Below are 13126 nucleotides of genomic sequence, written 5' to 3'. Positions count from 1 at the left end.
CATCCGGCCCTGGGCGCCTTACCCCGGCGCGGCTATAAGCGCCCCTCGCCAGCGCCCCGTCCGGCCCCCGCCCCTGGCGCTTTCCCCCCCACCCGGATCGAGGAACCCGTCCCGGCATGACCATCGCGATCGACCTCGGCACCACCACCGCCGGCTCGCCCGCGACCCTCGACCTGGAGGAGCTCCTCGCCACCCGCCTGCTGGTCCAGGGCAATTCCGGCTCCGGCAAGTCGCACCTGCTGCGGCGGCTGATGGAACAGTCCGCCGCCTGGGTGCAGCAGGCGGTGATCGACCCGGAGGGGGATTTCGTCAGCCTCGCCGAGAAGTTCGGCCATCTGGTGATCGACGCCGCCGCCCAGACCGAGCGCGGCCTGCAGGCCGCCGCCGAGCGGATGCGCGAGCACCGGGTCTCCGTGGTGCTGAACCTGGAGGGGCTGGATGCCGAGGGGCAGATGCGCCAGGCGGCGGTCTTCCTGAACGGCATGTTCGAGGTGGACCGCGACCTCTGGTCCCCCGTGCTGGTGGTGGTGGACGAGGCGCAGATCTTCGCCCCCGCCGCCGCGACCGAGGTCTCGGACGAGGCCCGGCGCGCCTCGCTCGGCGCCATGGCCAACCTGATGTCGCGCGGCCGCAAGCGCGGGCTCGCGGGGATCATCGCCACGCAGCGCCTGGCCAAGCTGGCCAAGAACGTCGCTGCCGAGGCCTCGAACTTCCTGATGGGGCGCACCTTCCTCGACATCGACATGCAGCGCGCCGCCGACCTGCTGGGCATGGAGCGGCGGCAGGCGGAGCAGTTCCGCGACCTGCCGCGCGGCAGCTTCGTGGCGCTCGGCCCGGCCCTGTCCCGCCGCCCGCTGCCCATCCGCATCGGCGTGGTGGAAACGCAGACCCGCTCCGCCGGGCCGAAGCTGACGCCGCTGCCCAATGCACCGGAGGAGGTACGGGAACTGATCCTCACCCCGCCGCCCGAGCCCGTCCGCCCCGCGCGCCGCGCGCCGCCCCCGCCCGCGCCGGACATCCTGGCGCAGCTCGCCGCCGCCCGCCCGCCCGCCGTGCACAGCCGCGCCGAGCCCGCCCCGCCCAGCCCGGAGGAGCTGGCGGAGCGCGAGCGCCGGCTGGAGGAGGTGCTGCACGCGCTGCTGGAGGACCCGGAGGCAGCCTTCCGCCCGGTCAGCGTGCTCTATGGCGACTTCCTCGTGCGCTGCCGCATCCGGGCGGTGGCCGGCAAGCCGATGGAGCTGCCGGAATTCCGCGCCCGCCTCGCCGTGGCACGCGCCGGGGTGGATGCCGGCACCGCCGAGAACCCCGAATGGGACGCGGTGCGGAGCCGCGCCGCGGCGCTGCCGGAGGATGTCCAGGGCGTCTACCTGATGCTGGCCCGTGCCGCGCTGGAGCGGCGCCCCTGCCCCTCCGATGCCGCCATCGCCCAGGCCTATGGCACCCGCTCCCTGGGCCGCGCCCGCCGCGTGCTCGCCTATCTGGAGGAGCAGGGCATGGTGGTGCAGCAGCAGGATCGCCAGGGCCGCCGCGTCGCGCTGGTGGAGCTGGGCTGGGAAACCGCGCCGGGCGATGCCAATGCCGAGGCGGCCTGACCGGCCCCCGGCCGCCCATCCCTAACCGCCCGGCCGGCCCTGCGGGAAGCGCGGCAGGCCATCCGCCGCCAGCGCCCAGGGCAGGGCCTGGGAGGTCCAGAGATGCAGCTCGGGCGGCACCACGCCCGGATCGTCCAGCGTCGCGGTGGCGACGTCGATCTCGTCCGGCGAGTCCTCGCTGCGGAAGGTCAGGCCGGTGCCGCAATCCGCGCAGAAGCCGCGCAGCGCGGGCGGGCTGGAACGGTATTCGCGCATCTCTCCGCGCAGCAGCCGGAACTCCTTGAGCCGGACACTGAACCAGGCGACCGGCGAGGCCCCCAGGACCCGGCGGCAATCGATGCAGTGGCAGAGGCTGGCATGGAAAGGCGTGCCCTCCGCCGCATAGCGGACCGCGCCGCAGGCGCAGCCACCTTCCAGGGACAGGGTCGTCATCGGTGACCTCGCGGGCTTATCGGCACGGGAGCGTAGCGCGGTTCAGGCGAGATAGCCGCCCCCATTCACGTGGAACACCTGCCCGGTGATCCATTCCCCCAGGGGCGAGGCGAGGAACAGCGCCATGCCGGCAATATCCTCGGGCCTGCCCATGCGGCCCAGCGGCACGGCGCGGCCCATCTCCGCCAGTTCCTCCTCGGTGTTGCCATGGCGCGGCTGCGCCGTGTCGGTCAGGCCCGGCGCGATGGCGTTCACCCGGATGCGGTGCGACGCCAGGGCGATCGCCATGGAGCGCGTCAGGCCGACCAGTCCGGACTTGCTGGCCGCGTAATGCGCGCCCACCGGCGTGCCGCGCATGGCGGTGGAGCTGAGGTTGACGATCGCCCCCGGCCGCCCCGCCGCGACCATGCGCCGGGCCGCCGCCTGGGCACAGAAGGCGCTGCCCTTGAGGTTGATGTCCAGGGTGCGGTCCCAGACCTCCTCGGTCATCTCCAGGAAGGGCGCGCGCGGGAAGATGCCGGCATTGTTCACCAGCACGTCCAGCGGCCCGAGCGCCTCCTCCGCCTCCGCCACCAGGCCAGCGGATCGTGCCGGCGCGGCGATATCGGCCTGGAGCGCCACGGCGCGGCGCCCCAGTGCCCGGATGGCCTCGCAGACCGCCTCCGCCGCCACGGCATCGTCGAGATAGTTCACTGCCACATCGGCCCCCGCCCCGGCACAGGCCAGAGCGATGGCGCGCCCGATCCCCTGCTGCGCGCCGGTCACCAGCACCACCTGTCCCGTCATCTCCATGGCCGATCCCCTTTCCCGTGCCGCCATCCGCCACGACAGGAGCATGGCCCCGCCGCCCTGGCCATGCCGCCCGGCCCGTTCCGCTGCGTCCGGATTGCGCGTTCTGTCCAATTCCCAGGCATTCCAGACACCTCAAGGACAATAAAAGCCAGAGCTGATGCACCTGCATGCATTCAAACCCCGGGGACGATAGGTCTAGCGTCCCTGCCTCGCCTCGCATTGCGGAAGGAGCGTGCCATGGACCTCGGAGTCTTCATCCCCATCGGCAACAATGGCTGGCTGATCTCCACCACCTCGCCGCAATACATGCCGAGCTTCGACCTGAACCGCGAGGTGGTGCAGAAGGCGGAGCGCTTCGGCTTCGACTTCGCGCTTTCCATGATCAAGCTGCGCGGCTTCGGCGGCCCGAGCGAGTACTGGGACCACAACCTCGAATCCTTCACGCTGATGGCCGGGCTGGCGGCGGTGACGACGCGGATCAGGCTCTTCGCCTCGGTCGCCGTGCTGACCATCCCGCCCGCCATCGTCGCGCGCATGGCCGTCACCATCGACAGCATCTCGCATGGCCGTTTCGGGGTGAACATCGTGTCCGGCTGGCAGAAGGCGGAATACGAGCAGATGGGCATGTGGCCCGGCGCCGAGCATTTCGAGCGGCGCTACGACTACTGCTCCGAATACGTGCAGGTGATGAAGGACCTCTGGAGCACCGGCCGCTCCGACTTCAAGGGCCGCTTCTTCCAGATGTCGGACTGCCGCCTCGGCCCCATCCCGCCCAAGCCGATCGAGATCGTCTGCGCCGGGCAGAGCGGGCGCGGCATGAAGTTCGCCGCCGAATACGGCGACTACAACTTCATCAGCGGCGGCGGCATCAACACGCCGCAGACCGTGGCGCCCTTCGCCGCGAAGCTGCGGGAGCAGAACGCGCAGACCGGCCGCGAGGTCGGTGCGCTGGCGCTCACCATGATCATTGCCGACGAGACGGACGAGGCCGCCATGGCGAAGTGGGAGCACTACAAGGCCGGCGTGGACCTGGAGGCGCTGGACTGGCGCGACACCCAGGCGGCGGCGGATGTGAAGGCGGAGAAGACCTCCACCGTCGGCCGCATGGTGCATGCGCCGGAAAAGCTGCCGACCAACATGCTGCGCCTGATCGGCTCCTACGCCAGCGTGGCGAAGCTGCTGGACGAGATGGCGGAGATCGAGGGGCTGCGCGGCGTCATGCTGACCTTCGACGACTTCCTGGTCGGCATGGAGCAGTTCGGCACCCGCATCCTGCCGCTGATGAAGTGCCGCGCGGAACGTCCCGCCATCGCCGCCTGAGGCAGCCCGGCAGGGGCCTCTTCCCGACCGCGTTGCGCTTCGTGGCCAACCCCGGGGGCAAGGCAGCGCCTTTCCCCCGGGGACGCACGACGCCGGCCGTGATGCGGAACCGGCGGTCGTCTCAGCCCTGCCCGTCGAGCCAGGCGAGGACTTCCGCCACCGGCAGCACATCCGCGTATTTCACCGCCATGTCGTAGAGGCTGGCGAAATGCGGGCTCTCGTGCTTGTCGGCCACGCATTCCTCCGGGACGATCATGCGGAGGGAGCGGGAGAGCCCGTCCACCACGGTCGCGCGCACGCAGCCGGAGGTGGAGCCGCCGGTGACGACCACCGTGTCCACGCCGTGGAAGGCGAGCAGCGAACCGAGGCTGGTCTCGAAGAAGGCCGAGGCCATGCGCTTGTGGATCACCACGTCGCGCGGGGCGATGTGCAGGCGCGGATCGAATTCGGCGCGGGGCGAGCCGTGCCGGATGTTCTGCAGGGAGTCCGGCGTGTTCGTGCGCGTACCCCAGATGCCGCAGTCCTCGCCGCTGTCGAGATAGGCGACATAGGTCCAGACCACCGGCCAGCCGGCGCGGCGGAAGCGGTCCGCGAGGGCATTAGTGTATTCCATCTGGCGCGGATCGGTCTCGTAGGCGGTGCGGAAGCGCGCGGGCTCGGTATAGGCGCGCTGCGGGTCCACGTTCACCAGCGCGGCCTTGCGCCCGAAGCCGAAGCGCGGCCGGGGCGGGGCGGCCTTGAGCGCGAGGTAGATCTCGCGCGCCGTCATGTCCGATCGCTCCATCCCGCAGGGCTCCTGTCCTGGCCGGGGGGCGGGCAATCGCCGTGCCATCCCCGCCCAAGGAAAACGTGGCCGCCCCGCGCCGTTAGACGGGCCAGAGCGACCGGAAGCGAGCGACCGGGAACCGGCAAGAGGATACGGATCATGCGCGACTTGAAGGGGGCGGTGGTGGTGATCACCGGCGCATCCAGCGGCATCGGCCGCGCGGCGGCCCAGGCCTTCGCCGCGGAGGGGGCCAACCTTGTCCTCGCCGCGCGGCGGGAAAGCGTGCTGGACGAGGCGGTGGCGGAATGCGGCCGGCTGGCCCGCCCCCATGGCGCCCGTGCCATCGCCGTGCCGGCCGACGTGACCGAGGCCGGGGCGGTGCGGCGTCTGGCCGAGGCTGCGGTGCGCGAGTTCGGCCATGTCGATGTCTGGATCAACAATGCCGGGGTCGGCGCGGTGGGCGGCTTCGCCGAGGTGCCGGCGGATGCGCATGACCAGGTGGTGCGGACCAACCTGCTGGGCCACATGCACGGCGCCCATGCCATCCTGCCGCATTTCCAGGCGCGGCGGCGGGGCGTGCTGATCAACACCAACTCGCTCGGCGCCTGGGTGCCGACGCCCTATGCGGCTTCTTACAGCGCCAGCAAGTTCGGGCTGCGCGGCTTCTCCGGGGCGCTGCGGGGCGAGCTGTCGCGCTGGCCTGGCATTCATGTCTGCGACATCTTTCCGTCCTTCGTCGACACGCCCGGGCTGAGCCATGGCGGCAACTACGTGGGACGGGAGCTGAGCGCGCCGCCGCCGGTCCACAGCCCCTTCGACGTGGCAGAAGTCATGGTGTCCCTGGCCCGCAACCCGCGCCCCTCGGCCACGGTGGGGAAGGAGGTGCATCTGCTGCGCCTCGCGCAGGCCATGGTGCCGGGGCTGCTGCGCCGGGGCATGGCGCGGCTCATGGAACGGCAGTTCCGCCGCGCCCGTCCGGTGCCGGTGACGGACGGCAATCTCTTCGCGGCGCCGACCCGGAGCGGCGGCTTCCACGGAAGCGCGATCTATGGCGGCCTGCGCCAGCCCTCCGGCGGACACGCGCTCCGCACCGGCCTGATGCTGGGCGGGGCGCTGCTGGTGGGGGGATGGCTGTTGCGCCGCGCCCGGGGCTGAATGACACCTGCCGTCGAAAGCGGCAGAGAAACACCATTTTCCAGGCATTTGACGTTCTTTCAGGCAAACAACATTCCGCGACCGGCCCCTGACGGGTTTCCGGAAAGTGGCACTCCCGTTGCTACACCGTTGCGTGACCGCCGCCACCCGGCGGCGCGCCGGCCTGGCCCATGGAAGCGGCCGGCTGGCGCCATAGCGATCGCCTCTGGGGGAGTTTCCGCATGACGTCCAACCGACAGGCTCCGGGCGAGCCCCGGCCGGAACAGGCCCCCCTGGGTGGGTCGCCGGGTGTGCCGTTGGGCCGGCGCCAGTTCGGCCGCCTCGGCGCGCTGCTGGCTGGCGGCGCCGTACTGGGCGCGCCCGCCATCCTCCGGGCGCAGCCCGCCGGGCCGATCAAGCTCGGCATCCTGCATTCCCTTTCCGGCACCATGGCCATCAGCGAGACGACGCTGAAGGACGTGATGCTCATGCTCATCGAGGAGCAGAACAAGAAGGGCGGCGTGCTCGGCCGCAAGCTGGAGGCGGTGGTGGTCGATCCGGCCTCCAACTGGCCGCTCTTCGCCGAGAAGGCGCGCCAGCTCATCGCGCAGGACAAGGTCGCCGCCTGCTTCGGCTGCTGGACCTCGGTGTCACGCAAGTCCGTGCTGCCGGTCTTCGAGGAGCTGAACGGCATCCTCTTCTACCCCGTGCAGTACGAGGGCGAGGAGTCGAGCAAGAACGTCTTCTACACCGGCGCTGCGCCGAACCAGCAGGCGATCCCGGCGGTGGACTACCTCATGAAGGAAGAGGAGGTGAAGCGCTGGGTTCTCGCGGGCACGGACTATGTCTATCCGCGCACCACGAACAAGATCCTGGAGGCCTACCTCAAGACCAAGGGCGTCGCGCAGGGCGACATCCTGATCAACTACACCCCCTTCGGCCACAGCGACTGGCAGAACATCGTCAGCGAGATCAAGAAGTTCGGCTCGGCCGGCCAGAAGACCGCCGTGGTCTCGACGATCAACGGCGACGCCAACGTCCCCTTCTACAAGGAGCTCGGCAACCAGGGCGTCAAGGCCACCGACATTCCCGTCGTCGCCTTCTCGGTGGGCGAGGAGGAGCTTGCGGGCCTCGACACCGCGCCGCTGGTCGGCCACCTGGCCGCCTGGAACTACTTCATGTCCATCGACAACCCGGACAACAAGGCCTTCATCCAGAAGTGGCAGGCCTTCACCAAGAACCCGAAGCGCGTCACCAACGATCCGATGGAGGCGCACTACATCGGCTTCAACATGTGGGTGAAGGCGGTCGAGGCGGCCGGCACCACCGACAGCAACCCGGTGATCGACGCCATGCTCGGCGTGGCCGTGCCGAACCTGTCGGGCGGCACCTCCACCATGATGCCGAACCACCACATCACCAAGCCGGTGCTGATCGGCGAGATCCAGGGCAACGGCCAGTTCAACGTCGTCTCGCAGACGCCCGGCACGATCGTGGCGCAGGAATGGTCGCCTTATCTGGAGGGCTCCCGCGACCTGATCGCCGACTGGCGCAAGCCGCTCTCCTGCGGCAACTTCAACGTCAAGACCGGCAAGTGCGGCGGCGCGGGCGGCTGATCCCGCGCACCGCCACGGACGGGGCCCGGCGCCCCGTCCGCCTGTCCTTTTCCCGTATCCCTGAGGAGGGCACGATGATCCGGCTCGCCGGCCTCATCCTCCTGCTTCTGGCCCTCATGCTCTCGCCCCTGCGGGCGCAGCCTGCGGGGGCGGATCTGCTCGCTTCCAGCGCCTTCGACGATGTCCGGCGCGGCGTCGAGACCCTCGCCACCTCCGGTACGCCGGAGGCCGCGACCATCCTGGGCGCGCTGGGCGAAGGGCGGCTCTTCGTCCTGCCCGACCGCAGCCTCGCGATCCGCGGCGCCGATGGTACCTATCGCGACGCCGCCGGCGGGCAGCCGGTGACGCCCGCCGGGACCCCGCGCGCGGTCCGCGTCAACAACAGCATCCGCCGCGCCGTCGAGGCGGCGATGGGCGGGCTGCAGCTCATGGCCATGGACAACGGGATCCGCGCCAATGCCGCCGCCGCCGTCTTCCGCGCCCGCGACGCCGCCATCCTGCCGGTGCTGGAGAAGGCCCTCGCCGCCGAGCGCGACCCCGGCGTGCGGCAGGTGATGGAACAGGCCCGCGCCGCCATCCTGCTGAACGACCCGGCGACGCCCGAAGCCGGCCGCCTCGCCGCCATCGCCACGCTGCGCGGCCGGGGCGACATCGATGCCCGTGCCCTGATCGCCGGCCTGTCCAACCAGCCGCCCGCCGTGGCGGAGGCCGCCGCCGCCGCGGTGAAGGCCATCGACTGGAACCTGCGGCTCTGGGGCTGGGCGCAGAACGCCTGGTACGGGCTGAGCCTGGGCTCCGTCCTGCTGCTCGCCGCCGCCGGACTCGCGATCACCTTCGGGGTGATGGGCGTCATCAACATGGCCCATGGGGAGCTGGTGATGCTCGGCGCCTACACCACCTTCCTGGTGCAGGACGCGATCCGCGCCCATGCGCCCGGCCTGTTCGGCGCCTCGCTCTTCATCGCCGTGCCGCTCGCCTTCCTGGTCACTGGCGCGGTCGGCGTGGCCATCGAGCGCGGGCTGATCCGCTTCCTCTACGGCCGCCCGCTGGAAACGCTGCTCGCCACCTTCGGCCTGTCGCTGGTGCTGCAACAGGCGGTGCGCTCCGTCTTCGGCCCCACGAACCGCGAGGTCGGCACCCCCGCCTGGATGAGCGGCGCCTTCGAGCTTGGCGGCCTCACCATCACCATGAACCGCCTCGTCATCATCCTCTTCGCCTTTCTGGTGATCGCGGCGCTGATGGCGGCCTTCCGCTACACCTCGCTCGGCCTGCGGATGCGGGCAGTGACGCAGAACCGGCGCATGGCGGCGGCGATGGGCATCCGCACGCCCTGGATCGACGCGCTGACCTTCGGCCTGGGTTCCGGCGTCGCCGGCATGGCGGGCGTGGCGCTGAGCCAGATCGACAACGTCTCGCCCAATCTCGGCCAGGGCTACATCATCGACAGCTTCATGGTCGTGGTCTTCGGCGGTGTCGGCAATCTCTGGGGCACCGTCATCAGCGCCCTCACTCTCGGCGTCGCCAACAAGTTCCTGGAGCCGCTGGCGGGCGCCGTGCTGGGCAAGATCGTGGTGCTGCTGGCCCTGATCCTGTTCATCCAGCGCAAGCCGCGCGGCCTCTTCCCGGTGAAGGGGAGGTTTGTCGAATCATGAGCCGCATCGCGAGCATCCTCACCCTCACCCTCCTGCTGGGCGGCGCCGCGCTGATGGCGGCGCTGAACCTGCTGACCGACCCCGGCAGCGCCTGGCACGTGCCGACCTATGTGGTCTCGCTCACCGGGAAGTATCTCTGCTACGCGATCCTCGCCCTCTCGGTGGATCTCGTCTGGGGCTTCGCCGGCATCCTGAGCCTGGGCCACGCCGCCTTCTTCGCCCTCGGCGGCTATGCCATGGGCATGTACCTGATGCGCCAGATCGGGGCGCGCGGCGTCTATGCCAACGCGAACCTGCCGGACTTCATGGTCTTCCTGAACTGGGATTCGCTCCCCTGGTACTGGTGGGGCTTCGGCTCCTTCCCCTTCGCGCTGCTGATGGCGCTGCTCGTGCCCGGCCTGCTCGCCCTGGCCTTCGGCTGGCTCGCCTTCCGCTCGCGCGTCACCGGCGTCTATCTCTCGATCATCACCCAGGCGCTGACCTACGCCCTGCTGCTCGCCTTCTTCCGCAACGACATGGGCTTCGGCGGCAACAACGGCCTCACCGACTTCAAGGACATCCTCGGCGTCCCGCTGCAGCTCGACGGCACCCGCTGCGCCCTGTTCCTGGCCTCCGCCATCGTGCTCGCCGGCTGCTTCCTGCTGTCGCGCTGGCTGGTGCGCTCGCGCTACGGCAAGGTGCTGATCGCCGTGCGCGACACGGAAAGCCGCACGCGCTTCCTGGGCTACCGGCCAGAGGCCTACAAGCTCGTCGCCTGGACGGTCTCCGCCGTCATGGCCGGGCTGGGCGGCGCCCTCTACGTGCCGCAGGTCGGCATCATCAACCCGGGCGAGTTCGCCCCCGCCAACTCGATCGAGGCCGTGGTCTGGGTCGCGGTCGGCGGGCGCGGCACGCTGGTCGGGCCGATCCTGGGCGCCATCCTGGTCAATCTCGGCAAGACCGTCTTCACCGGCGCCTTGCCCGAACTCTGGCTCTTCGCCCTGGGCGGCCTCTTCATCCTCGTCACCCTGTTCCTGCCGCGCGGCATCGTCGGCCTCTTCGCCCGGCGCCGCTCCGGCGGCGTGCCCCTGCCGGCGGAACCGTCCTCGCCCGCCGAGGCGGCGGCGCGGGAGGCGGCCTCGTGAGGAGCGTCGTGTTCAGGCCCCGGGCGGGAGGCTCCGCCTCCCCCCGGTCCCCCCTCCGCTGGGGGAATAGTATTCCCCCAGACCCCGCCAGGAGTTTTCCGGCGCTGGCGGACAGGTGGGTCGCGCCGGAGGGCCTCGCCCTCCGGCGAATGGCGGTGCCGCCCGCGCGGCCAATCCTATCGTCCCAGGCTTCCACCTTCCCACCGCTGGAACACACCGCCCGCGCCCTTCCACCCGCACCCACTCCTGGCGGGGTCTGGGGAGACACTGTCTCCCCAGCGGGAGAGGGTCCGGGAGAGGGCGGCGCCCTCTCCTGGCCACGGCAACACGCCGGAACCACACCATGATCATGGCCAGCACGACCCCTGCCGGGCGCCCCGCCACGAGAACCGGCGCCTTGCTCTATCTCGACGGCGTCAATGTCAGCTTCGACGGCTTCCACGCACTGCGCGACCTTTCGCTGGTGCTGGAACCGGGCGAGATGCGCGCGGTGATTGGCCCGAACGGCGCCGGCAAGACAACGATGATGGACGTCATCACCGGCAAGACGCGCCCCGACACGGGCGATGTCCTGTTCAACGGCACGACCGACCTGACGGGGCTGGACGAGCCCGCCATCGCGCGGCTGGGCATCGGGCGGAAGTTCCAGAAGCCCACGGTCTTCGAGCCGCATACGGTGCGCGACAACCTGCTGCTCTCCCTGGCCGGGCCGCGCGGCCCGCGCTTCGCCCTCCTCGCCCGGGAAACGGCGGAGGAACGGCGGCGGATCGAGGAGATCCTCGCCACCATCCGCCTGTCGGAACATGCCAACCGCGTCTCCGGCAATCTCAGCCACGGCCAGAAGCAGTGGCTGGAGATCGGCATGCTGCTGGCGCAGGAGCCGCAACTCCTCCTGGTGGACGAGCCCGTGGCAGGCATGACCGATGCCGAGACGGCGCAGACGGCGGAGCTGCTGCGCGAGATCAACCGCACCCGCTCCGTCGTGGTGGTGGAGCACGACATGGATTTCGTCCGCGCCCTTGGCGTGAAGGTCACCGTGCTGCACGAGGGCCATGTGCTCTCGGATGGCTCTATCGACCATGTCAGCAGCGATCCGCGCGTGATCGAGGTGTATCTTGGCCGCTGAGCTCCGCGTCGAGGATGTCTCGCTGCATTACGGCGCGGCGGTGGCGCTGCGCGGCGTTTCGCTGGAGGCGCGGCGTGGCGAGGTGACCTGCCTGCTCGGCCGCAACGGCGTCGGCAAGACCTCGCTGCTGCGCGCCATCACCGGGGCGCACCCGGTCTCGCGCGGGAAGATCCTCTGGGAAGGGCAGGACATCACCCGCCTGCCGCCCTATGAGCGCGCGCGGCGCGGCATCGCCTGGGTGCCGCAAGGGCGCGACATCTTCCCGCTGCTGACAGTGCGGGAGAACCTGGAAACCGGCTTCGCCGCCGCGCCCAAGGGGCAGAAGACGATCCCCGAGGATGTCTTCGCCATGTTCCCGGTGCTGAAGACCATGCTGCATCGCCGCGGCGGCGACCTCTCGGGCGGGCAGCAGCAGCAGCTCGCCATCGGCCGCGCCCTGGTGATGCGCCCGCGCCTGCTGGTGCTGGACGAGCCGACCGAAGGCATCCAGCCTTCCATCATCAAGGATATCGGCCGCGCCATCGCCCTGCTGCGCCAGCGCGGCGACATGGCGATCCTGCTGGTGGAGCAGTATTTCGACTTCGCCCACGAGCTCGGCCAGCATCTCGCGGTGATGGACCGGGGCAGCATCGTCCTCGCCGGGGCGCGTGATGCGCTGGACCGCGAGGACGTGCTGCGCCGCGTCTCGGTGTGACGGTGCCGGGTGGCGGTGGCTAATCCGCCGCCACCACCTTCTGCTCCTGCTCGCCGAGGCCCTCGATGCCCAGGCGCATGCTCTGCCCGGGCCGCAGGAAGACCGGCGGCTTGCGGCCCATGCCCACGCCCGGCGGCGTGCCGGTGGTGATGATGTCGCCCGGATGCAGGGTGATGAACTGCGAGGCATAGGAGACGATCTTGCGCACGTCGAAGATCATGGTGCGCGTCGAGCCGTCCTGCATCCGCTGCCCGTCCACCTCCAGCCAGAGGGCGAGGTTCTGGGGATCAGGAATCTCGTCCTGGGTCACCAGCCAGGGGCCGACCGGGCCGAAGGTATCGGCGCCCTTGCCCTTGTCCCAGGTGCCGCCGCGCTCGATCTGCCACTCACGCTCGCTGACGTCGTTGCAGATGGTGTACCCGGCCACGTGGTCCATCGCCGCATCCGGGGAGACGTTCTTCGCGCGGCTGCCGATGACGATGGCGAGCTCGACCTCCCAGTCCGTCTTCACGCTGTTGCGCGGGATCACCACCTCGTCGTTCGGCCCTTGCAGCGAACCGAGCGACTTCAGGAACATGATCGGCTCCTTGGGGATCGGCGCCCCGGTCTCCGCCGCGTGGTCGGCGTAGTTCAGGCCGATCGCCAGGAAGTTCCGCGTCCCGGCCACCGGCGTGCCCAGGCGCGGGCTGCCCGGCACGGCGGGAAGGCCGGCGGCATCCAGCGCGGCGATCCGCGCCAGGCCCTCGGGCGACAGGGCCTCGCCGGCGAGGTCGGGCACCACGCCCGACAGGTCGCGCAAGGTGCCGTTGCCGTCGAGCAACCCGGGCTTCTCGGCCCCGGCCGGGCCATAGCGGAGCAGCTTCATCGCGTGTGTCCCC

The 13126-nt window shown here is 70.6% G+C and carries 12 protein-coding genes; 8 read left to right on the top strand and 4 right to left on the bottom strand.

The features are described from left to right. The first annotated feature begins 116 nt into the window (after nt 1-116). Nucleotides 117-1592, top strand: a complete 1476-nt coding sequence (locus BT98_RS0101315; protein ID WP_019461296.1) for an ATP-binding protein — start codon at nt 117-119, stop codon at nt 1590-1592. 21 nt (nt 1593-1613) lie between these two features. Here the strand turns inward: BT98_RS0101315 and BT98_RS0101310 are convergent, their stop codons facing one another. Together BT98_RS0101310 and BT98_RS0101305 are read right to left on the bottom strand one after the other, a co-directional pair. Beyond that, nucleotides 1614-2024 carry a GFA family protein gene (locus tag BT98_RS0101310; protein ID WP_019461295.1) on the bottom strand — a complete coding sequence of 137 codons (411 nt, stop codon included), beginning with the start codon at nt 2022-2024 and terminating at the stop codon, nt 1614-1616. Between the two features lie 42 nt (nt 2025-2066). Further along, entirely contained in the window at nt 2067-2816 is a 750-nt protein-coding gene (locus BT98_RS0101305) for an SDR family NAD(P)-dependent oxidoreductase (RefSeq protein ID WP_019461294.1), read from the bottom strand. 237 nt (nt 2817-3053) lie between these two features. On the opposite strand from BT98_RS0101305, the gene rutA reads away from it, so the two are divergent. Further along, on the top strand, nt 3054-4136 hold the full coding sequence (rutA, locus tag BT98_RS0101300) for a pyrimidine utilization protein A (RefSeq protein ID WP_019461293.1): 1083 nt from the start codon (nt 3054-3056) through the stop codon (nt 4134-4136). 121 nt (nt 4137-4257) lie between these two features. Here the strand turns inward: rutA and BT98_RS0101295 are convergent, their stop codons facing one another. Next, nucleotides 4258-4920: an isochorismatase family protein gene (locus tag BT98_RS0101295; protein ID WP_019461292.1), complete on the bottom strand. Its 663-nt coding sequence runs from the start codon at nt 4918-4920 to the stop codon at nt 4258-4260. Nucleotides 4921-5061: 141 nt separating this feature from the next. On the opposite strand from BT98_RS0101295, the gene BT98_RS0101290 reads away from it, so the two are divergent. The 6 genes from BT98_RS0101290 to urtE all read left to right on the top strand — a co-directional run bounded on the left by BT98_RS0101290 (nt 5062) and on the right by urtE (nt 12248). Then, the gene (locus tag BT98_RS0101290; RefSeq protein ID WP_019461291.1) at nt 5062-6057 is read left to right on the top strand and encodes an SDR family oxidoreductase; all 996 of its coding nucleotides are present in this window, start codon (nt 5062-5064) and stop codon (nt 6055-6057) included. 296 nt (nt 6058-6353) lie between these two features. Then, nucleotides 6354-7652 (top strand): urea ABC transporter substrate-binding protein, encoded by a 1299-nt coding sequence (urtA, locus tag BT98_RS0101285; RefSeq protein ID WP_019461290.1) that lies wholly within the window; start codon nt 6354-6356, stop codon nt 7650-7652. Nucleotides 7653-7726: 74 nt separating this feature from the next. Then, entirely contained in the window at nt 7727-9304 is a 1578-nt protein-coding gene (urtB, locus tag BT98_RS0101280) for an urea ABC transporter permease subunit UrtB (protein WP_026033220.1), read from the top strand. Continuing rightward, nucleotides 9301-10428 (top strand): urea ABC transporter permease subunit UrtC, encoded by a 1128-nt coding sequence (urtC, locus tag BT98_RS0101275; RefSeq protein ID WP_019461288.1) that lies wholly within the window; start codon nt 9301-9303, stop codon nt 10426-10428. Before urtB ends, urtC begins: the two co-directional genes overlap by 4 nt. A 343-nt stretch (nt 10429-10771) precedes the next feature. Next, complete coding sequence (urtD, locus tag BT98_RS0101270) at nt 10772-11554, top strand: urea ABC transporter ATP-binding protein UrtD (RefSeq protein WP_019461287.1); 783 nt, start codon at nt 10772-10774, stop codon at nt 11552-11554. After that, a complete protein-coding gene (gene urtE / locus BT98_RS0101265; RefSeq protein WP_019461286.1) occupies nt 11544-12248 on the top strand; it encodes an urea ABC transporter ATP-binding subunit UrtE in 705 nt (234 codons plus the stop codon). Before urtD ends, urtE begins: the two co-directional genes overlap by 11 nt. Nucleotides 12249-12267: 19 nt before the next feature. On the opposite strand, the gene BT98_RS0101260 is transcribed toward urtE, so the two are convergent. Then, a complete protein-coding gene (locus BT98_RS0101260; RefSeq protein WP_019461285.1) occupies nt 12268-13113 on the bottom strand; it encodes a fumarylacetoacetate hydrolase family protein in 846 nt (281 codons plus the stop codon). Nucleotides 13114-13126 lie beyond the last annotated feature (13 nt).

The sequence above is a fragment of the Roseomonas mucosa ATCC BAA-692 genome, assembly GCF_000622225.1.
GTDB lineage: Bacteria > Pseudomonadota > Alphaproteobacteria > Acetobacterales > Acetobacteraceae > Roseomonas > Roseomonas mucosa.
Note: the sequence above shows the minus strand (reverse complement) of the source record. Positions and strands in the feature narration are given on the sequence as shown.